20 protein-coding genes and 1 tRNA gene are annotated in these 18,553 nt (G+C 71.8%); 16 read left to right on the top strand and 5 right to left on the bottom strand.

Annotated features, from left to right (window positions below):
• Nucleotides 1-47: 47 nt before the first annotated feature.
• From topA to ACYQ0U_RS12960, 5 genes are read left to right on the top strand one after another with little or no spacing between them, the layout of a single operon-like run.
• Entirely contained in the window at nt 48-2,738 is a 2,691-nt protein-coding gene (gene topA / locus ACYQ0U_RS12980) for a type I DNA topoisomerase (RefSeq protein WP_459973479.1), read from the top strand.
• A 36-nt stretch (nt 2,739-2,774) separates the two neighbouring features.
• Nucleotides 2,775-2,939, top strand: coding sequence for a hypothetical protein (locus ACYQ0U_RS12975; RefSeq protein WP_459973477.1), 165 nt, complete (start codon nt 2,775-2,777; stop codon nt 2,937-2,939).
• A gap of 23 nt (nt 2,940-2,962) precedes the next feature.
• Nucleotides 2,963-3,598 (top strand): dTMP kinase, encoded by a 636-nt coding sequence (tmk, locus tag ACYQ0U_RS12970; protein WP_459973475.1) that lies wholly within the window; start codon nt 2,963-2,965, stop codon nt 3,596-3,598.
• Complete coding sequence (locus tag ACYQ0U_RS12965) at nt 3,595-4,758, top strand: DNA polymerase III subunit delta' (protein WP_459973473.1); 1,164 nt, start codon at nt 3,595-3,597, stop codon at nt 4,756-4,758. The genes tmk and ACYQ0U_RS12965 overlap by 4 nt, the downstream gene beginning before the upstream one ends.
• A complete protein-coding gene (locus tag ACYQ0U_RS12960) occupies nt 4,755-6,302 on the top strand; it encodes an alpha/beta hydrolase (protein WP_459973471.1) in 1,548 nt (515 codons plus the stop codon). Before ACYQ0U_RS12965 ends, ACYQ0U_RS12960 begins: the two co-directional genes overlap by 4 nt.
• 6 nt (nt 6,303-6,308) lie before the next feature.
• On the opposite strand, the gene ACYQ0U_RS12955 is transcribed toward ACYQ0U_RS12960, so the two are convergent.
• Entirely contained in the window at nt 6,309-7,235 is a 927-nt protein-coding gene (locus tag ACYQ0U_RS12955) for a LysR family transcriptional regulator (protein WP_459973469.1), read from the bottom strand.
• Between the two features lie 108 nt (nt 7,236-7,343).
• On the opposite strand from ACYQ0U_RS12955, the gene ACYQ0U_RS12950 reads away from it, so the two are divergent.
• The 6 genes from ACYQ0U_RS12950 (at nt 7,344) to ACYQ0U_RS12925 (ending at nt 10,343) form a co-directional block, all read left to right on the top strand.
• Nucleotides 7,344-7,526, top strand: coding sequence for a hypothetical protein (locus tag ACYQ0U_RS12950; protein ID WP_459973467.1), 183 nt, complete (start codon nt 7,344-7,346; stop codon nt 7,524-7,526).
• A gap of 102 nt (nt 7,527-7,628) precedes the next feature.
• A tRNA-Thr gene (locus ACYQ0U_RS12945) sits at nt 7,629-7,704 on the top strand.
• Nucleotides 7,705-8,171: 467 nt separating this feature from the next.
• Nucleotides 8,172-8,561: a hypothetical protein gene (locus ACYQ0U_RS12940; RefSeq protein WP_459973465.1), complete on the top strand. Its 390-nt coding sequence runs from the start codon at nt 8,172-8,174 to the stop codon at nt 8,559-8,561.
• Between the two features lie 132 nt (nt 8,562-8,693).
• Complete coding sequence (locus tag ACYQ0U_RS12935; protein WP_459973463.1) at nt 8,694-8,858, top strand: hypothetical protein; 165 nt, start codon at nt 8,694-8,696, stop codon at nt 8,856-8,858.
• 82 nt (nt 8,859-8,940) lie between these two features.
• A complete protein-coding gene (locus ACYQ0U_RS12930) occupies nt 8,941-10,038 on the top strand; it encodes a zinc metalloprotease (RefSeq protein WP_459973461.1) in 1,098 nt (365 codons plus the stop codon).
• Nucleotides 10,039-10,046: 8 nt separating this feature from the next.
• Nucleotides 10,047-10,343 carry a DUF2188 domain-containing protein gene (locus tag ACYQ0U_RS12925; RefSeq protein ID WP_459973459.1) on the top strand — a complete coding sequence of 99 codons (297 nt, stop codon included), beginning with the start codon at nt 10,047-10,049 and terminating at the stop codon, nt 10,341-10,343.
• A 6-nt stretch (nt 10,344-10,349) separates the two neighbouring features.
• Here ACYQ0U_RS12925 and ACYQ0U_RS12920 read toward each other — a convergent pair whose 3' ends face one another.
• Nucleotides 10,350-11,264 carry a glucosyl-3-phosphoglycerate synthase gene (locus ACYQ0U_RS12920; protein ID WP_459973457.1) on the bottom strand — a complete coding sequence of 305 codons (915 nt, stop codon included), beginning with the start codon at nt 11,262-11,264 and terminating at the stop codon, nt 10,350-10,352.
• Between the two features lie 24 nt (nt 11,265-11,288).
• On the opposite strand from ACYQ0U_RS12920, the gene folP reads away from it, so the two are divergent.
• Together folP and ACYQ0U_RS12910 are read left to right on the top strand one after the other, a co-directional pair.
• A complete protein-coding gene (folP, locus tag ACYQ0U_RS12915; protein WP_459973455.1) occupies nt 11,289-12,152 on the top strand; it encodes a dihydropteroate synthase in 864 nt (287 codons plus the stop codon).
• A gap of 254 nt (nt 12,153-12,406) precedes the next feature.
• Complete coding sequence (locus ACYQ0U_RS12910) at nt 12,407-13,651, top strand: HNH endonuclease signature motif containing protein (protein ID WP_459973452.1); 1,245 nt, start codon at nt 12,407-12,409, stop codon at nt 13,649-13,651.
• Nucleotides 13,652-13,771: 120 nt separating this feature from the next.
• Here ACYQ0U_RS12910 and ACYQ0U_RS12905 read toward each other — a convergent pair whose 3' ends face one another.
• The gene (locus ACYQ0U_RS12905) at nt 13,772-14,359 is read right to left on the bottom strand and encodes a sugar O-acetyltransferase (protein ID WP_459973450.1); all 588 of its coding nucleotides are present in this window, start codon (nt 14,357-14,359) and stop codon (nt 13,772-13,774) included.
• 989 nt (nt 14,360-15,348) lie between these two features.
• Here ACYQ0U_RS12905 and ACYQ0U_RS12900 point away from each other — a divergent pair.
• Both ACYQ0U_RS12900 and ACYQ0U_RS12895 read left to right on the top strand, forming a co-directional pair.
• Nucleotides 15,349-15,909 (top strand): hypothetical protein, encoded by a 561-nt coding sequence (locus ACYQ0U_RS12900; RefSeq protein ID WP_459973448.1) that lies wholly within the window; start codon nt 15,349-15,351, stop codon nt 15,907-15,909.
• Between the two features lie 9 nt (nt 15,910-15,918).
• Nucleotides 15,919-17,181 carry an NAD(P)/FAD-dependent oxidoreductase gene (locus ACYQ0U_RS12895; RefSeq protein ID WP_459973447.1) on the top strand — a complete coding sequence of 421 codons (1,263 nt, stop codon included), beginning with the start codon at nt 15,919-15,921 and terminating at the stop codon, nt 17,179-17,181.
• A gap of 3 nt (nt 17,182-17,184) precedes the next feature.
• Here the strand turns inward: ACYQ0U_RS12895 and ACYQ0U_RS12890 are convergent, their stop codons facing one another.
• Nucleotides 17,185-17,610, bottom strand: a complete 426-nt coding sequence (locus tag ACYQ0U_RS12890) for a DUF6314 family protein (RefSeq protein WP_459973445.1) — start codon at nt 17,608-17,610, stop codon at nt 17,185-17,187.
• On the bottom strand, nt 17,607-18,029 hold the full coding sequence (locus tag ACYQ0U_RS12885) for a nuclear transport factor 2 family protein (RefSeq protein ID WP_459973443.1): 423 nt from the start codon (nt 18,027-18,029) through the stop codon (nt 17,607-17,609). The genes ACYQ0U_RS12890 and ACYQ0U_RS12885 overlap by 4 nt, the downstream gene beginning before the upstream one ends.
• A 45-nt stretch (nt 18,030-18,074) precedes the next feature.
• Here ACYQ0U_RS12885 and ACYQ0U_RS12880 point away from each other — a divergent pair, with 45 nt between their 5' ends.
• On the top strand, nt 18,075-18,539 hold the full coding sequence (locus ACYQ0U_RS12880; RefSeq protein ID WP_459973441.1) for a ribonuclease H family protein: 465 nt from the start codon (nt 18,075-18,077) through the stop codon (nt 18,537-18,539).
• Nucleotides 18,540-18,553 lie beyond the last annotated feature (14 nt).

The following is an 18,553-nucleotide window of genomic DNA, read 5'->3' as shown; positions in this document are numbered from 1 at the left end:
GCCGGAGCACCCCAGACGGGTGCGGAAGCAGGAAGAAAGAAGTCGCAGTGGCCCACAAGTTGGTGATCGTCGAGTCCCCGGCGAAGGCTCGCACGATCGGCGGGTACCTCGGTCAGGGGTACGTCGTCGAGTCCTCCATCGGCCACATCCGTGACCTCCCGAACAGCGCCGCGGACACCCCGGCCAAGATCAAGGACAAGCCGTGGGGCCGCCTGGCGGTCGACGTCGACAACGGCTTCGAGCCCTACTACGTGGTGCCGCGCGACAAGAAGTCGCACATCTCCAAGCTGAAGACGCTGCTCAAGGACGCCGACGAGCTCTACCTCGCCACCGATGAGGACCGCGAGGGCGAGGCGATCGCCTGGCACCTGCTCGACGAGCTCAAGCCGAAGGGCATCCCGGTCAAGCGGATGGTCTTCCACGAGATCACCAAGCCCGCGATCCTGGCCGCCGCCGAGAACCCGCGCGAGCTGGCCATGGACCTCGTCGAGGCCCAGGAGACCCGGCGCATCCTCGACCGCCTCTACGGCTACGAGGTCAGCCCGGTCCTCTGGAAGAAGGTCATGTCCGGCCTGTCCGCCGGTCGCGTGCAGTCGGTGGCGACCCGGCTGGTCGTCGACCGGGAGCGTGAGCGGATGGCCTTCCGGGTCGCGTCCTACTGGGACCTGGAGGGCACCTTCGACGCCGGCGCGTCCAAGGAGCCCCGGATGTTCCCGGCCAAGCTGCACTCGATCGACGGGAGCCGTGTCGCCGGTGGCTCCGACTTCGGCCCGGACGGCCTGATCAAGTCCAAGAAGGGCGAGCGGGTCCACCTCGACCGCACCGCGGCCGAGGCGCTGGTCGCGGCGCTGAGCGACACGACGTACGACGTCCGGTCGGTCGAGGCGAAGCCGTACCGCCGCTCGCCGTATGCGCCGTTCCGCACCACCACGCTCCAGCAGGAGGCCAGCCGCAAGCTCGGCATGAGCGCCTCGGTGACGATGTCGGTTGCGCAGCGGCTCTACGAGAACGGCTTCATCACCTACATGCGTACCGACTCCACCACCCTCTCCGGTGGTGCGGTGGAGGCCGCGCGGTCGCAGGTGCGGGAGCTGTACGGCCCGGAGTACATCCCCGACGCCCCGCGCACCTACGCCAGCAAGGTCAAGAACGCGCAGGAGGCGCACGAGGCCATCCGCCCCGCGGGCGACAGCTTCCGGACGCCGGCGCAGACCGGCCTGACCGGCGACCAGTTCCGGCTCTACGAGCTGATCTGGATGCGCACCGTGGCCTCGCAGATGAAGGACGCCGTCGGCCAGTCGGTCTCGGTGCGGATCGGTGGCGCCGCCGCGGACGGCCGCGACGTCGTGTTCGCCGCGTCCGGCCGGGTCATCACCTTCCACGGCTTCCTCAAGGCGTACGTCGAGGGCACCGATGCCGGCAAGCGCAGCGATGATGACCAGGTCCCGCTGCCCGACCTCCATGAGGGCGACGCGGTCACCGCCGCGTCGCTGAGCGCGAGCGGCCACGAGACCAAGCCGCCGGCCCGCTACACCGAGGCCACGCTGATCAAGGAGCTCGAGGACCGCGAGATCGGCCGCCCCTCGACCTACGCCTCGATCATCGGCACGATCCTCAACCGCGGCTACGTCTACAAGAAGGGCACCGCGCTGGTGCCGGCGTGGCTGGCGTTCTCGGTGACCCGGCTGCTGGAGGAGCACTTCCCGCGGCAGATCTCCTACGAGTTCACCGCCGGCATGGAGGACGTGCTCGACGAGATCGCGGGCGGGCGCAAGGACCGGGCCTCGGAGCTGGCCGAGTTCTACTTCGGCTCCGACAGCGTGACCGGCCTCAAGCCGCTGGTCGACGGGCTCGGCGACATCGACGCCCGGGAGCTGGCGACGTTCCCGGTCGCCGGGCCCGACTCCGGCATCCAGCTGCGCGTCGGCCGTTACGGCCCCTACCTCGAGGGCCCGGGCGAGGACGGCACGCCGTTCGCCGTCCGCGCGAACGTCCCCGACGACCTCCCGCCCGACGAGCTCACGCTCGAGAAGGCCAAGGAGCTGCTGGCCAACCCGGCCGGCGAGGAGATCCAGCTGGGCCGGCACCCCGAGTCCGGCCTGGAGATCGTGGCGAAGAACGGTCGCTTCGGCCCCTACGTCACCGAGGTCCTGCCCGAGGACGCGAAGAAGGGCGAGAAGGCCCGCACCGGCTCGCTGTTCAAGTCGATGTCGCTCGACACGATCACGCTCGACGACGCGCTCAAGCTGCTGTCGCTGCCCCGCGTGGTCGGCGTCGACCCGGAGTCCGGCGACGAGATCACCGCCCAGAACGGCCGCTATGGGCCGTACCTGAAGAAGGGCACCGACTCCCGCTCGCTCACCTCCGAGGACCAGCTGCTCACCATCGGCCTGGACGAGGCGCTGCGGATCTACGCCCAGCCCAAGCAGCGCGGCCGTGCTGCCGCGACGGCCCCCCTCAAGGAGCTCGGCGAGGACCCGGTCTCCAAGCAGCCGATCGTCGTGAAGGCCGGCCGCTTCGGCGAGTACGTCACCGACGGTGAGTACAACGCCACGCTCCGCAAGGACGACTCCGTCGAGGCGATCACCCTCGAGCGGGCCGCCGAGCTGCTGGCCGAGCGCCGCGCGAAGGGCCCGGCCAAGAAGGCCGCGAAGAAGACCACGAAGAAGGCGGCGGCCAAGAAGACCGCGAAGAAGACCGCCAAGAAGACGACGAAGAAGGCCGCCAAGAAGTCCTGACGTCTCCCGCCGGCCCGTTGTGGGTACGGCGGGAGCATGCCCGTTGAGACCAAGCGTTACCGCGCCGTCGCCCTCGTGGTGCTCGGCATCATCGTCGTCGTGCTCGGGATCTTCGTTCTGATCGGCCTCCTCGAGGGGGACGACACCGACGAGATCGATCCCCAGAACGGCCAGGTCGTCACGCTGTTCCTCGGCCTGTAGGAGCCACGCCCTAGGGTGTAGCCGTGCACACCCGGACCGGCGTCTTCGTCTGCTTCGAGGGCGGCGAGGGCTCCGGCAAGTCGACGCAGTCGAAGCGGCTGGCGGCCTGGCTCGAGGAGCAGGGGTACGCCGCCGTGCTCACCTTCGAGCCCGGCGACACCGAGGTCGGGCGCCAGCTCCGCACCATCGTGCTCAGCCCCGAGACCGGCGAGATCTCCGACCGCACCGAGGCGCTGCTCTACGCCGCCGACAAGTCCGAGCACGTCGACACCGTCGTCCAGCCCGCGCTCGACCGCGGCGAGGTCGTGATCACCGACCGGTACGTCGACTCGATGCTGGCCTACCAGGGTGCCGGCCGCGCGCTCGTCCTGGACGAGGTCGAGCGGGTCGCGCGCTGGGCCACCCACGACCTGCGCCCGCACCTGACCGTCGTGCTCGACCTCGAGCCCGAGCACGGCCTGGGCCGTTTCGAGGAGCGGGACCGGATCGAGGGGGAGTCCCTGGAGTTCCACCAGCGCGTCCGCGCGGGGTTCCTGCGGATGGCCGAGGCCGACCCCGGCCACTACCTCGTGCTCGACGCCCGCGCCGACGTCGACGAGATCAGCGCGCAGGTGCAGACCGCCGTCAGGCCGCTGCTGGCCCAGGCGGTCCGCCGGTGACCGTGTGGGACGGACTGGTCGGCCAGCAGCCCGTCATCGAGGCGCTCCGCACCGCAGCGGCCGGCCACGGCCGCAGCCACGCCTACCTCTTCACCGGCCCGCCCGGGTCCGGCCGGTCCAACGCCGCGATGGCCTTCGCGGCCGCCCTCCAGTGCGAGCAGGACCCGCCCGGCTGCGGCAGCTGCGAGGCCTGCCGCACCGTGCTCGCCGGCTCCCACGCCGACGTGACCGTGCTGCGCACGGAGGGGCTCTCGATCGGCGTCGCCCAGGTGCGCGAGCTGGTCCGCCGCTCGGCGATGGCGCCGGTCGGGCGCAAGTGGCAGGTCCTCGTGGTCGAGGACGCGGACCGGGTCACCGAGCCCGCCTTCAACGCGCTGCTCAAGGCCATCGAGGAGCCGTCGCCCCGCACCATCTGGATGCTGTGCACGCCCACCGTCGAGGACGTGCTGCCGACGATCCGCTCGCGCTGCCGGCTGATCACGCTGACCACCCCGACCGCCGACGACGTCGCCGCGTTCCTCGTGCGGAGCCAGGGCGTCGACCCGGCGCTGGCGTCGTACGCCGCCCGGGCCAGCCAGGGCCACATCGGCCGGGCCCGCGCGCTGGCGCGCGACGAGGAGACCCGCAACCGCCGGCGCGAGGTGGTCGCGATGCCGGCGCAGCTGACCTCGCTGGGCCGGTGCATGAACGCCGCCAAGCACCTCGTCGACGTCACCAAGGGCGAGGCCGACGCGATCACCTCCGAGCTCGACGCGAAGGAGAAGGCCGAGCTGGACGCGGCCTACGGCGTGGTCGAGCGCGGTCGCCGGCCGCGCGAGTACGCCCCGGCGCTGCGCGACCTGGAGAAGGAGCAGAAGACCCGGGCCAAGCGCCGCCAGCTCGACGTGGTCGACCGTGGGCTGATGGACCTGGTGTCGGTCTACCGCGACGCGATCGCGGTCGCGCAGCGTGCGCCGGGCCGGCTGGTCAACGAGGAGATCCGTGCCGACGTCGAGCTGCTCGCCCGGGTCTCGCCGCCGGAGACCAACCTGCGCCGCATCTCCGCGATCTTCGAGGCGCGCGAGCAGATGCTGGAGTTCAACGTCCAGCCCGCCCTCGCGCTGGAGTCGATGATGGTCGCGCTGATGGCCCCGGAGGCCAAGGAGAGCCGGGTCCGGTGAACCGCATCGTCGCACTGGTGCTGATCGTGGCGCTCGCCCTCGGCGGCGGCGCGATCGTGGGGGTGGCCGCCCTGGACAGCCTGGCCAGGGACGACCCGGCCCCGGCGGCCCCGACCACCACGCCCCAGCCTGGTGCCACGGACGCGCCGCGACCGGCGCTGGCGCCGTACTACTCCCAGCAGCTCGGCTGGGAGTCGTGCCGCGGCGAGTTCCTCTGCGCGACGCTGACGGTCCCGCTCGACTACCGCGACGCGGACGGCGACACCCTCGACCTGGCGCTGCTCAAGGTCCCGGCGGCCGACCCGGACCGCCGGATCGGCTCGCTCGTCGTCAACCCCGGCGGACCGGGCGCGCCCGGCACCGACTACGCCGCGCAGGCGGATGCGGTGTTCCGCGAGCCGCTCCTCGCGACGTACGACATCGTCGGCTTCGACCCGCGCGGCACCGGCGCCAGCGACCCGGTCGACTGCCTGACCGACGCTGAGCTCGACGAGTACGTCGCCGAGGACCCCGACCCCGACACCGCCGCCGAGACCACGGAGTACCTGCGCTGGGTCGACGCCTTCGGCGCCGGCTGCGCCGAGCGCTCCGGCGACCTGGCCGCGCACGTGACCACGGTCGAGGCCGCGCGGGACATGGACGTGCTGCGGGCGGTGCTCGGGGAGTCGGCGATGACCTACTTCGGCGCGTCCTACGGCACCAAGCTCGGCGCGACCTACGCCGACCTGTTCCCCGACAAGGTCGGCCGGCTCGTCCTCGACGGCGCCGTCGACCTCTCGATCGGCTCTCGCCGGCTGAGCCTCGAGCAGGCCGGCGGCTTCGAGACCGCGCTGCGGGCCTACGTCGCGGACTGCGCCGGCCAGGACGAGTGCTTCCTCGGTGACTCCGTCGACGCGGGCCTCGGCCGGATCAAGGGCTTCCTCGACGCGGTCGACGCCGACCCGCTCCCGGCCGGCTCCGGCCGCGAGCTCCGGGTCGGCAACGCCTTCTACGGCGTGGTGCTGCCGCTCTACAACCGCGACTACTGGCCGATCCTCGACCAGGCGCTGAAGACCGCCTTCGACGGTGACGGGTCGGCGCTGCTCCTGCTCTCCGACCTCTACCACTCCCGCGAGGGCGACCGGTACACCGACAACTCCACCGAGGCGCTCTACGCGATCAACTGCCTCGACGACCCCTACGCGATCAGCGCCGCCGAGGTCCCGGCGCAGCTCCCCGCCTTCGAGAAGGCCTCGCCGACCTTCGGCAGCGTCTTCGCCTGGGGCCTGACCGCGTGCGGGGGCATGCAGGTCGAGGCGACCGAGCGCGACCGCCACGTCGACGCCGCCGGCGCCGCGCCGATCGTCGTCGTCGGCACCACGCGCGACCCGGCGACGCCGTACCAGTGGGCGGTGAACCTCGCCGATCAGCTCGAGTCGGGCGTGCTCGTCAGCCGTGACGGCGACGGCCACACCGGCTACAACAACGGGAACGCGTGCGTGGACGACGCGATCGAGGACTACCTGATCGACGGCACGGTCCCCGAGGACGGGCTCAGCTGCTGAGTGCCGCTAGGGCCGCTTGATCGGCTCCGCGATCTGCTGCATCCGCCTGGTCGCCAGCTCGATCATCAGCTGCGCGGCGGGGGAGAGCAGTGCGTCGGCCCGGTGCACGACCGCGAACATGTCGTACTGCCGCGGTCGCAGCGACACCCATCGGGCCTGCGGGGCGAGACGCGGCAGGAGCTGCACGGCCGCGCCCTTCGGGATCACGGTGTCGCCGAAGCCCATCCCGACCAGCTCGACCGCGGTCTCGATGTCCTCGACCTCGATCCGCGTCTGCGGGTTGCGGCCGGTCTCGTGCAGCATTTGGCGCAGGGTGAGCCGCGTCGAGTCGACGGCGCGGTACGTCGTCTCGGGCATCACCAGCGAGGCCTGGGACAGCCGGTTCGCGGTGACCGGGCTGGCCACGCGCTCGGGGTCGGTGCTGACGTAGACGAGCTCCTCGCGCGCGATCGGCGTGACCGTCATGCCCTCGCTCGTCACGGTCGACACCGCCAGCATCGCGGCCTCCAGGCGGCCGCGGCGCAGGTCCTCGAACACCTCGGTCGAGTTCTGGCCGATCAGCTCGACCCGCACGCCGGGGTAGCGTGCCAGCACGTCGGCGATGAGCCCGCTGCCGGCGTACAACCGGGCGATGCCGAACATCCCGAAGCGGATCGTGCCGGTCTCGAACGACTTCACGCGTCGAACGGCCTCACGCGCGTCGTCGACCGCAGCGAGCACTCGCTCGGCGTGCGGGCGGAGCGAGTCCGCGACGGTGGTCGGAACGACGCCGCGGCCCACCCGCCGGAACAGCTGGACGCCGAGCGTCTTCTCCAGGGCCTTGATCTGCTCGGACACCGACGGCTGGGCGTAGCCGAGCTCGGCGGCGGCCGCCGTCAGCGAGCCGTGCTCGTAGGTAGCGAGGAAGCAGGTGAGCTGGTGCAGCGAGAGCATAGGTACATCCTTGGGATTCTCAAGGAAAGCAAGGCTACCCCTATGTCTCTTGATCCTCGACCATGGAATCACCAGCCCGTACGCCCGTCCCCCGAAGGAGGATCCGACATGTTCGACCACCACTGCACCGCGTGTGCCAAGCGCCAGTTGATCTTCCCGAGCCAGGTCACCGGGATGGTCAACACCGACCACGGCATCATCGTCGCCTTCACCTGCTGGTGCGGCGCCGACCAGACGATGCTCACCGGCGCCAAGGCGAAGCCCGCCGCGGCCCCCGTGCTCGCCGCCTGATCTGCTTCCGACGCCGGTCCGGTGCCGTTTTCGTGGACCGGACCGGCGTCTGTATGCTTCTCCGGGTTGTCCGCCGGGGCCACGCTCCAAGCCGGCCAGCACGCCGCCTTAGCTCAGTCGGTAGAGCGATTCACTCGTAATGAATAGGTCGTCGGTTCGATTCCGACAGGCGGCTCCACTGACAAGCCCCTGACTTTCGCGAACGCGGGTCAGGGGCTTGTTGCGTAGTCCGGCTGCAGCGCCCTCATGATCGATGCACTGGTCGCGACTACGAGGAGGCCCGGGCTCTGCTCCGGATGCCGGACATGGAACGAAGCGCTCGGGAGCACTGGCTGCGTGAGCGCAGTGATCCCGAGCGCCTCGTCAGAACAGGTTTATCCCGAGCGACCGCCGGACTTCAACCATGCTTGAAATTGAAACTGGGCAGCCGCCTCCGGGGCGAGGAGGTGCGCGGCGAATGCCTTGACCCGGCGCTCCGCCGGAGGCCCAGCTGGACCGGATCGGCAGTCCCTGCATTCGGCGGACCTGGAGGGTCGCGAACCCCTAGGATCCGACGGTGTTCCTCATACCTCTCACCAGCCTCGTCGCCGCATGCCCGGCGATCGTCCTGCTGACCACCGCCCGCAGCGAGGGCGACGGCGACGGATGGACCGCGCCGTGATGGGCCTCCTCGGCGCGCTGGTCCGCGCCGCGGTCCTCCTCGTCGTGACCCTGGCCTGGGTCGAGGTCGTGGACCGCAGCGACTCGACCGACGCGCTCGGTGCCGGGCTGATCGCCTTCCTGCTGCTGGTCACGATCTCGTTCGCGTGGTCGATCGTGGACGGCGTCCGGCACGGATTCCTCGCGACGGTGCTCCGGTGGCTCCCGACCGCCGTGCTCGGCGGCGTCGGCATCACGCTCTTCGTGGTCGACGAACAGGCCTGGAGCGACGTCGTCTTCTTCGCGATCCTCCTCCTGGCGCCGGCCGTCGTCGGCGCAGGTATCGGCGGCCTGCTGCACCGGGCCCGCCGCAGTCCCGAGCAAGCGGTGTCCTGAGCCCGGCAAGCAGGGCCGACGTACGCCTACAACCGCGGAAGGCCGCCTCCACCTGCTCCGCGCAGCGGGACCCGGATCGCCGCCGAGCCGGTCCGGGGTCATCCCGGCCGGGCAACCGGGTACCCCGTGGTCATGGATGGGATGAAGGACCAGAAGGGCAAGCGCGCCGAGGTCGACAACGAGGCCGAGCGGGAGGAGATCGCCAGGGTCGAGGAGCAGCTCGACGCGCTGTCGGGCCGCGAGGGCCTGGAGGCCGAGGCCGGACGGGGCGAGGAGAACGGGCTCGCCGAGGGCTGAGCCCAGCGCGGCCGCCATGCGTCCTGTGTGAGCCGGCCCACCCACGGTCAAGGCGATTCCCGATAACGCCGATGACCCAGCGATGACCAAGTTAGTCTCAGTCGTGCCGTCGCTCCGCTCCGTCCTCGTCGCCGGGGCGCTCGCGCTCACCCTCGGCGCGGCGGGCCCGTCCCCGACGGCCACGCTGACCGAGGTCAGCGACGTGGCGAGGACGCGGACGGCGTACCCGATCGCCGCCGTGGCACGGGTGAGCGACGTGCCGGTCGACGGCACCATCCGGATCGTCGGCTCGGTGGAGACCCGGGCGAAGCCGCGCAAGCTGCTCCTCGAGGAGCGGGTGGCGCGCGCGTGGGTGACGATCGCGGCGAAGTCCTCTTCCCGCACCGGCGCCTACACGTTCCGCGTCCCGGCCGGGGGCGAGCCGGGCGTGCGCACGTTCCGGGTCCGGGCTCTCCGGTCCCAGGGCCTACGGGCCGGCGTCACCGCGCCGATCGCGGTCGACGTCGTCGCCGGGCCGACCGACCCCGACCCGCCGACCGATCCCGGCACCGACGAGTACGACGCCGCCGAGCTGCTGCCGGAGGGCTACGTCGGCGCGGGCACGCCCGGGAGCTGGTCCTACCTCTTCCCTGACGGTGGCCGCTGGAACCCCTGCGCGGTGATCCGCTGGGCCTACAACCCCGCCGGCCAGGGCTACACCGCGCTCGCCGACGTGCAGCGGGCCTTCGCGAAGATCTCCGGTGCCTCCGGGCTGAAGTTCCGGTACACCGGTGCGACGACCTGGCGCTTCCTCGGGAACGTCAACGACGCGGGGTTCCCCGCGGCGACGGCCGACATCGTCGTCGGCTGGGCCGACGACTCCGAGCTGCCGAGCCTCGGTGGCAACGTCGTCGGGGTCGGCGGCGGTCGTGGTTGGGGCGTGGGCGGCGCGGACGTGCGGTGGCGCATGGACCGCGGCTACCTCACGCTCGACAACGGCGAGGTCCTGCCCGCCGGCTACGACCGGAGCGGCTGGGGTCAGGTGATGCTCCACGAGATCCTCCATGCGCTGGGGCTCGGCCACGCCGACGAGAGCGTCCAGGTGATGTACGGGATCGCCGCACCGCAGAACATCCGGTTCGGCGCGGGTGACCTCACCGGCATGTCGAGAACCGGCGCCGAGGCCGGCTGCCTGCCCTGATCCCGGGCATGACCCTCCGGCAGTCGGGTACGTCACCTCTTTCCCTCGCGGGGAGCGAGGGCCTGCTCGGAGGGAAGCACGACATGGGAGAGCCGATCGAGACGTTCTGCGACGGCGGGTCGTGGCGCAACCGGGTCGGCCGCCGGGAGCCGCTGCCCGGGGAGTACCGAACCCGGGAGGCGGCCCTCGAGGTCGGCCGCTGCGAGGCGCGGGTCCGCGGCGTCGTCCACGTCATCCGCCGGGAGGACGGCAGCGTCGAGGAGCGCGCCCGCTACCCGCGCCGGGCCGACGAGCTGCCTCTGTAGCGCCGGTCAGACCTCGCGCGCGGGCGGCCGCTCCGAGGTCGGGACGAACCTGTCGAGCGCCTCGAGCTCGTCCCCGGAGCCGGCGAACTGGCGCAGGTCGAGGGCGTCGTCGACGGCCCGGGCGCCGGCGCGCGCTAGGGCCGCGGCGATGATCTGGGCGGACATGCCGCCGAGGTCGCGCAGCGCCTGGTGCCGGTGGGCGCGGGTGCCGAGGTCGACCTGGGCGATCGCGCCCAGCCCGTACAGGGAGAGCGTGTCGACGAGAGCGGCCAGCTCGACGGCGTACCCCGTAGGCACCGGGAGCGATTCGAACAGCGACCGCCGCACCGCCCACTCCCCGGCCAGCGGCTGCACCAGGTCGCGCAGCTCCGGGAAGAGCAGCGCGATCAGCGGGCGGGCGACCAGCTCGGTCACCCGGCCGCCCTCGAACGGCGCCGACTCGTCGCCGGCCGTGAACGGTCGCTGGTAGAAGCCCTTCACCAGCCGGACGTCCGGCGACGTCAGCAGCGGACCGAGCAGGCCGGGCACGAAGTGGGTGTCCCAGTCGAGCAGGTCGGCGTCCATGAACGCGATCAGGTCGCCGCGGGTCACGAACAGCGACTTCCACATCGCCTCGCCCTTGCCCGCGCGGGGGCCGAGGTCCGGGCGGATGTCCGCGGCGCGGTGCACGGTCGCGCCGGCTTCGCTGGCCACGTCGTACGTCGCGTCGGTGGAGTCGGAGTCGATGACCACGATCTCGTCCAGCAGGCTCGCGGTCTCCATGAGCGCCTCCCGGACGCGGGAGACGACGTCGCCGACGGTCGCGGCCTCGTTGCGGGCCGGCACGACCAGGCTGATCCGGGTGTCGCCCTTGAGCGCGAGCAGGTCGTCGAGGGACCAGTCGTTCCAGTGGTGCGTGTGGGTCCGCAACCAATCGCTCACGGTCGAGAGCCTAGTGTTGGCGGTGTGACGCTCAAGCTCGGCCGCCACTCGTTCGCGGACACCGAGGCACTGGTCATGGCGATCGTCAACCGGACCCCGGACTCCTTCTACGACCGGGGCGCGACCTGGCAGGAGGACAAGGCCTTCGAGCGCGTCGCGAACGTCGTCGCGCAGGGGGCCGAGATCGTGGACATCGGCGGCATCAAGGCCGCGCCCGGTCACGAGATCGACGCGGCCGAGGAGAAGGCCCGCGTGGTCGACTTCGTCGCCCGCGTGCGCGAGTCGTTCCCCGGCGTCGTGATCTCGGTCGACACGTGGCGCGCGGAGGTCGGTCGCGCCGTGTGCGCCGCCGGCGCCGACGTCCTCAACGACGCGTGGGGCGGGGTGGACCCCGAGCTCGTCGACGCCGCGGCCGAGGGCGGTGCCGCGATCGTCTGCACCCACACCGGCGGCGCGGTCCCCCGGACCCGCCCCTACCGGGTGGAGTACGACGACGTGGTCGCCGCCGCGATCGCCGACACCGTGGCGTACGCCGAGCGCGCGATCGCCGCGGGCGTCGACCGGCAGTCCGTGCTCATCGACCCCGCGCACGACTTCAACAAGAACACCTTCCACTCCCTCGAGCTCACCCGCCGGCTCGGCGAGATGGTCGCCACCGGCTACCCGGTGCTCGTCTCGCTGTCGAACAAGGACTTCGTCGGCGAGACGCTGGACCTCCCGGTGGGGGAGCGGCTGATCGGCACGCTGGCGACGACCGCGATCTCGGCGTACGCCGGTGCCCGGGTGTTCCGCGTCCACGAGGTCGTCGAGACCCGTCAGACCATCGACATGGCGAACACCATCGCCGGCCGCCGCCGCCCGACCCGGGCGATCCGCGGGCTCCAGTAGCCGTCCGCGGTGGTTGAGGAGGGCGCTCCGCGCCGCCTGGTGGGCGCGGGCTGGGGGTCCGCCCGGGTCGGCCGCCGACGGGCAGCGAAGCGGGAACGGCGGGCGCGGGCCGGCGTTGTCTCCCGGGTTGCGGGAGCGCGCCTCGACACCACCCCGGCTTGTGGAGCAACCGTGACCTTTTCGTGACCCAGATCCCTGTGGAATGAGGGGTTCTGAGCCTCATCAGTGTCGGCGGTCAGTGCTTGGCTGAACCCATGACAGCGATCGCCACGCCCCGCCACCGGGTCAGTGTCGCGACCGCGCACGTCCACGCCGAGCTCGACACCGTCGCCGACGCGTCGGTGTGGTCGATGGACGCCGCCGAGACCGCCGCCACCCTGGTTGGGCTCGAGCGCGCCGAGGCCCGGATCGTGGAGCTCAAGGCCCGCGTCGCGGCGCATGCCGACGACCTCCACGTGGGCTGCGAGGTCGGCGCCTCCAGCGCCGCGAACTGGCTGGCGCACCAGTCCCAGGCCACCCGGGCCGAGGCCCACGCCACCGTCCGGCTCGGCCACGCCTTGGAGCAGCACCGGCAGACCCGGTCCGCGCTGGCCGCGGGGGAGGTGCTGGCCGAGCAGGCCCGGGTGATCCTGCGGTGGGTCGACCGGTTGCCGGACGAGGTGGACCCCGAGACCCGCGAGCAGGCGGAGGCGCACCTGCTGGCGCAAGCCCGGCACCACGACGCCAAGGCGCTGAACCGGCTCGGCAAGCACCTGTACGAGGTGGTCGCGCCCGAGGAGGCCGACGCGCGTGAGGCCGCCGTGTTGGCCAAGGAGGAGGCCGCCGCGGCGAAGGCGACCCGGCTGTCGATGTGGGACGACGGGGAGGGCCGCACCCACGGCACCTTCACCATCCCGAGCTACCACGGCGCCGCCCTGAAGAAGGCGCTGACCGCGCTCGCGGCGCCGAAGCACCGCGCGGCCACCGAGGGCCCCGGCCCGGAACGGCGCCCCACCCCCGAAGCGCTGGGGCAGGCGTTCCGCGAGCTCATCGAGCGCTACCCGGTCGACCGGCTCCCCAAGACCGGCGGGACCAACGCCACCGTCGTGGTGACCATGGAGCTGGACGTGCTCCTCGGGCGGCTGGAGAAGGCCGGGGTCCTGGACACCGGCGAGCGCATCTCACCCGCGATGGCCCGCCGGCTGGCCTGCGAGGCCGGGGTCATCCCGGTCGTCCTCGGCGGCGCCTCCCAGCCCCTCGACGTCGGCCGCAGACGCCGCCTGTTCACCGAGGCCCAGCGGGTCGCGATGTCGGTGCGCGACCGCGGCTGTGCCGCCGAGGGATGTGACCACACCACCGGCCTCCACGCCCACCACAAGACCCGCTGGACCGACGGCGGCACCACCGACCTCGACAACGCCATCTCCCTGTGCCACTGGCACCACAACCGCGCCCACGACACCAACTACGACACCACCTACCTCCCGACCGGCAAGGTCCAGTTCCACCGAAGAACGTGACGGGCCGGCACACCGAGCCCTGGTGCTCGCGGCTGAGCGTCCACGCGCTACGGCGACCTGGGTGTCGCTTCTCAGGACGTTGTTGACGCGCGCATCGCGGCAGATCCGGACGAGGCGCGATTACTGGTCGCGAACTGAGCGGACCACCCGCGCGGGATTGCCGACCGCAACCATGCCTGCGGGGACGTCCTTCGTGACGACCGCCCCAGCCCCGATGATGGCGTCCTCGCCGATAGTCACGCCGGGACAGATCACGGCCATGCCGCCGATCCATACGTTGTCACCGATGGCGATCGGCAGAGCCGCCTCCCACTTGGCGCGGCGAGGCTCAGGAGCGATGGGGTGCGTCGGCATGAGCAGTTGCACGTTCGGCCCCATGAGGACGTCCTCGCCGATGGTGATGGGGGCGACGTCGAGGGCCATGAGGCCGAAGTTGATGAACGTCCGAGAGCCGACGCGGATATGGCTCCCGTAGTCGCAGTGGAGAGGGGGGCGAATGTCGACTTCGTCGCCCACCTCGCCGAGCAACTCGCTCAGGATGGCCGCTCGTCCTTCAGCGTCTTCAGGGTCGCTGTCGTTGTACCGCTTCGTGAGCCGCATGGCCTGTGCCATCTCGGCCACCAATTCGTCATCGGCTCCCCGATAGAGGTCACCGGCCAGCATGCGCTCGCGCATCGAACGGCCATCATCGTCGGGCGTCGTCGTCATGACGTACATCTGCTCCAAACCATGGACCGGCAAACGGCACCGGTCTCACATCGGGAAGAGGTCGTTCGGCACAGGCTCACCGCGCACATGATCGAAGGCGAGTTGCCATGCGATCCAGTGAGCCACGAACGTCACGGCGAGCCAGAGGGGACTATGAACAACGCCAGACCAGCGCCCAGCGCAAAGGTCTAGGTCTCTATCGTGCTCATCTGCCGAGGCTAGCGGCGGTTGCCGCACGCTCAGCAGTGCGGGCTCAGTCCATTCGAGCTAGTCGTCGCGCCGGTGAACACCCAAGTCGTCTTGTCGCGGTAGTCCACCCAATTGTGGTGAACGTCGGTTGGCGCTTGATCGCCGATCGGCACCGGAGGGCACGGTGGGCCACAACACCCACCGAGAGAAGGCTCCGATGCGGGTGCTGGCGTTCGCACAGTGTTCCTTGCAGCTGTGCCTCACCGGTGGGCAGGTTCTATCCGGTCCTGCTGCCCACGACTGGAAAGACACCTCAGGTCCGCACCACGACGCTCGGGTGGTCCGGTCATGCAGACCCGGGTTCCTCGTCCAGATCTACCCGTGGGCCGGCAACAGCTGAAGTCCGAGAGGTTCTGCCATGAAGTCGGTCAAGCCGTGGATCGCTTCCGCAGGCGTCCTCTGGATCGCGGCTACAGGGGTCTTTCTGACAAGCCAGGGTGCCGAGCCCGCGCGCACGACCCAGCCAGGTGACGCTGTGACCATCTCCGCCAGCGAATGGGTCGGCCGTCCGACAACGCCCGGGCAGGAGGTCCGCGCCCAGGCGCAGCGGGTGTTCGAGTCGATCGCGGGCAGCCAGTACGAGGCCGATGCGCTCTACGTGCTCCAGTCCTACTCGGCGAACGGTGACATGGACTCGTGCATGGACGCCGCAGGCTTCCCCGAGTGGGACTGGTCCCTGTCGAGAAGCTATGCGCCACCGCGGGACCCGCTCAACAGCTCCGAATGGCTCCGAGGCCGTCATGAACCACCCGCCGGCGGATCAGGACGAGGCCGCCACCCGGTGCCTCGGCAGCGCCGAACCCCGATCCGAAGAGGTCCTGGACCGCGCCGCACCGCAACTCATCGAGCGTCTCACCCTGGAGTGGCACGACATGGTGAGAGGAGCCGAGGACCGGTTCGGCCTCCCGCCGACCTCCCGGTACCTGAACTGCATGGATGCCGCCGACATCCCCGTCCTCGACGACGCCGGCCTGCCCGCGAACGACAACATCGGGCCCGCGATGAGCAGTCTCGGCCCGGACAACGACGACATCCCCCACTCACTCGACGACACCGAACGGTGGAACTCCGCCGGCTGGCAGCGCCTCCTCGCCGGCGAGGAGGAGCTGATCGAGGCCGACTGGGCCTGCCGAGCAGACGTCTACACGCAGACCGTCGACAAGCTGGCGCCGCTCATCGACGCGTTCGTCGAGGAGCACCGATCCGACATCGCCGTGGTCCGCGACGCATGGAAGGGCATCGTGACCGAGGCGCAGCAGCTCGGGTACACCGGGGAGCCCAGGCCCCTCGGCAGCACCTAGGCTGCGCGGATGACGGATGCGGTGGTCGTCGGTGCCGGCGTGATCGGCTCGGCCATCGCCCTCGAGCTCGCGCGTGGCGGCCGCGAGGTGGTCGTGGTCGACAAGGGGCCGGGCGTCGGCTTCGGGTCGACGAGCGCGTCGAGCGCGATCATCCGCTTCCACTACTCGACCTTCACCGGCGTCGCCGCGGCCTGGGAGGCCCGGCACCTCTGGACCGACTGGGCCGGCCATCTCGGGCACCGCGATCCCGACGGGCTGGCCGGGTTCCACCGCACCGGCATGCTCGTGCTCGACTCCGCGCCGGGCGCGGTCACCGACCACTTCGACGCGGCCGGGGTGACGTGGGAGGCGTGGGACGCCGACGAGATCCGGCGCCGGGTGCCGGGCATCGACGCCGGCCGCTTCGGCCCGCCCCGGGCGGTCGAGGACCCGGCGTTCTTCGACGAGGTGCGCGGCACCCTGGTCGGGACCTTCACCCCGGACGCGGGGTACGTCGACGACCCTCGCCTCGCGGCCCAGAACCTCGCGGTCGCGGCCCGTGCCCACGGCACGCGGTTCCTGCTCCGGCGGGAGGTGGTCGCCGCCGAGAGCGGCTCCCGCCGCTGGCGGCTGCGCACCGCCGGGGGCGACGTGCTCGACACCGACGTCGTCGTCAACGCGGCCGGGCCGTGGTCGAGCGCGCTCAACCGGCTCGCCCGCGCGGACGCGGACTTCGCGGTCACCTCCCGGCCGCTGCGCCAGGAGGTGCACCACCTGCCCGGGTTCGCGCCCGCGGTCGCCCTCGCCGACCCCGACCTCGGCACCTACTCCCGCCCCGACAGCGGCGGTCTCCTCGTCGGCGGCCTGGAGCCCGACTGCGACCCGCTCGAGTGGCTCGCCCGCCCCGAGGACGCCGACCCGCGCCCGACGGCCACGGTCTTCGAGGCCCAGGCGCTGCGGGCCGCGCGCCGCTTCCCGGGCGCGACCGTGCCGAACCGGCCCACCGGCGTCGTCGGCGTCTACGACGCCACGACCGACTGGACGCCGATCTACGACCGCACCGCCCTGCCCGGGTGGTACGTCGCCATGGGCACGAGCGGCAACCAGTTCAAGAACGCGCCCCTGGTCGGCCAGGTGATGGCGCACCTCGTCGACGTCGTCGAGGCCGGGCACGACCACGACGCCGACCCGGTGACGTTCACCGGCGAGCGCACCGGCAACGTCCTCGACCTCGGTGCCTGGTCGCGGCTGCGCCGGGTCGACCCGGACGCGCCCGCCAGCGTCATGGGCTGAGGCTCACCGGCGTCCGGAGTGGACCGTGCGCATCACGTAGTCCTTCTCCGGCCCGGTCGCCCGCCACTCGACCGTCCACCGCTCGACCGGCTCCCCGTCGCGACGGCCCCCGACCTCGATCAGCCCGACATAGGTGTCCGGGGCGCACGGGTGGGTGACCCGCTCATCGACCCCCCAGGGGTGGAACGGCCGGCCGTCGGAGAACTCCACCCACCATGCGTCGTCCACCAGCACGGCGTACAGCGTCCGGGACACCGGCACGGACCGGTCGCCCCACGTCATCGTGCCCTCCTCGCTCCAGCGCACCCGTCCCGGCGCCTCGAGCGCCAGCGTCGCCGAGCCGCGCACGTCGCGGCGCTCGCCGGCCAGGCGGTCGTCGATCTCCCGCACCAGGTCCCAGGTGCCCAGCAGGTCCAGCGGCGACGTCACGGCCGCACCTTCTGCACCCGCCGCACCTCGACCACGTCGATGGTCAGCGCGCGGCGGGCGAACCGCCATCCCGCAGGCGTACGCCGGTAGGCGTCGTCGTACCGCAGCCGCCAGGCCAGGTCCACCGGGCCACCGTCGCGCTCGACGAGGTGGTGCGCGACCCCGCGCACCACGCCCCGCGCGCCGTCCGGGGTCTCGTCGTAGACCTCGCCCAGCACCTCGTGCACGGTCCGCAGCGTGCTCTCCAGCGCCCTCATCGCCTCCCGCACGTCCCGCTCGACCGCGGGCTCCAACGTCCGCGGCGGCTCGGGCACCACCAGCACCGCGTCCTCGGTGAACAGGGCCGCGACGTCGTCCCACCGGCGCGCGTCCACGAACGCTGCGTAGCGGTGCACGAGGTCCGAGAGCTCGCTCCTCATGACCGGGACGTTAGCCCCCTGCGGCGGTGTGCGAGGGTTCCGTCCGTGCCCAAGCCCCCGATGCCCGTCCCGCCCGGAGCCCGCGAGGTCTTCACCGACGGCGCGTGCCGCGGCAACCCCGGCCCCGGTGGCTGGGCCTGGGCGCTCGACACGAGCGTCTACGCCTCCGGCCATGAGGCGGCCACGACCAACCAGCGGATGGAGATCCGCGCGGCACTCGAGGCGGTCCGCCAGCTCGACGGCCCGCTGCTCGTGGTGAGCGACTCGACGTACGTCGTCAACTGCTTCCGCGACGCCTGGTGGCAGGGCTGGCTGGCCCGCGGCTGGACCAACTCGGCGAAGAAGCCGGTCGCCAACCGCGACCTCTGGGAGCCGCTGGTCGAGCTGGTCGCCGACCGCGGCGACGTGGCCTTCACCTGGGTCAAGGGGCACTCCGGCCACCGGATGAACGACTTCGTCGACCGCCTGGCGGTGGCCGCGAGCCGAGGAGATTTCCCGACACTCGCGTGACCTGCGGGGCCTGA

The sequence above is a fragment of the Nocardioides pyridinolyticus genome, assembly GCF_054653575.1.
Note: the sequence above shows the minus strand (reverse complement) of the source record. Positions and strands in the feature narration are given on the sequence as shown.

Excerpts from the sequence above, each read along its gene's own strand:
- ACYQ0U_RS12885 (WP_459973443.1), bottom strand. The coding sequence starts at position 18,029 with ATGAGGAGCGAGCTCTCGGACCTCGTGCACCGCTACGCAGCGTTCGTG.
- ACYQ0U_RS12930 (WP_459973461.1), top strand. The coding sequence starts at position 8,941 with ATGACCAAGTTAGTCTCAGTCGTGCCGTCGCTCCGCTCCGTCCTCGTC.
- ACYQ0U_RS12955 (WP_459973469.1), bottom strand. The coding sequence starts at position 7,235 with ATGCTCTCGCTGCACCAGCTCACCTGCTTCCTCGCTACCTACGAGCAC.
- ACYQ0U_RS12935 (WP_459973463.1), top strand. The coding sequence starts at position 8,694 with ATGGATGGGATGAAGGACCAGAAGGGCAAGCGCGCCGAGGTCGACAAC.
- ACYQ0U_RS12910 (WP_459973452.1), top strand. The coding sequence starts at position 12,407 with ATGACAGCGATCGCCACGCCCCGCCACCGGGTCAGTGTCGCGACCGCG.
- ACYQ0U_RS12925 (WP_459973459.1), top strand. The coding sequence starts at position 10,047 with ATGACCCTCCGGCAGTCGGGTACGTCACCTCTTTCCCTCGCGGGGAGC.
- ACYQ0U_RS12905 (WP_459973450.1), bottom strand. The coding sequence starts at position 14,359 with ATGACGACGACGCCCGACGATGATGGCCGTTCGATGCGCGAGCGCATG.
- ACYQ0U_RS12895 (WP_459973447.1), top strand. The coding sequence starts at position 15,919 with ATGACGGATGCGGTGGTCGTCGGTGCCGGCGTGATCGGCTCGGCCATC.
- ACYQ0U_RS12940 (WP_459973465.1), top strand. The coding sequence starts at position 8,172 with ATGGACCGCGCCGTGATGGGCCTCCTCGGCGCGCTGGTCCGCGCCGCG.
- ACYQ0U_RS12900 (WP_459973448.1), top strand. The coding sequence starts at position 15,349 with ATGAACCACCCGCCGGCGGATCAGGACGAGGCCGCCACCCGGTGCCTC.
- ACYQ0U_RS12975 (WP_459973477.1), top strand. The coding sequence starts at position 2,775 with ATGCCCGTTGAGACCAAGCGTTACCGCGCCGTCGCCCTCGTGGTGCTC.
- ACYQ0U_RS12950 (WP_459973467.1), top strand. The coding sequence starts at position 7,344 with ATGTTCGACCACCACTGCACCGCGTGTGCCAAGCGCCAGTTGATCTTC.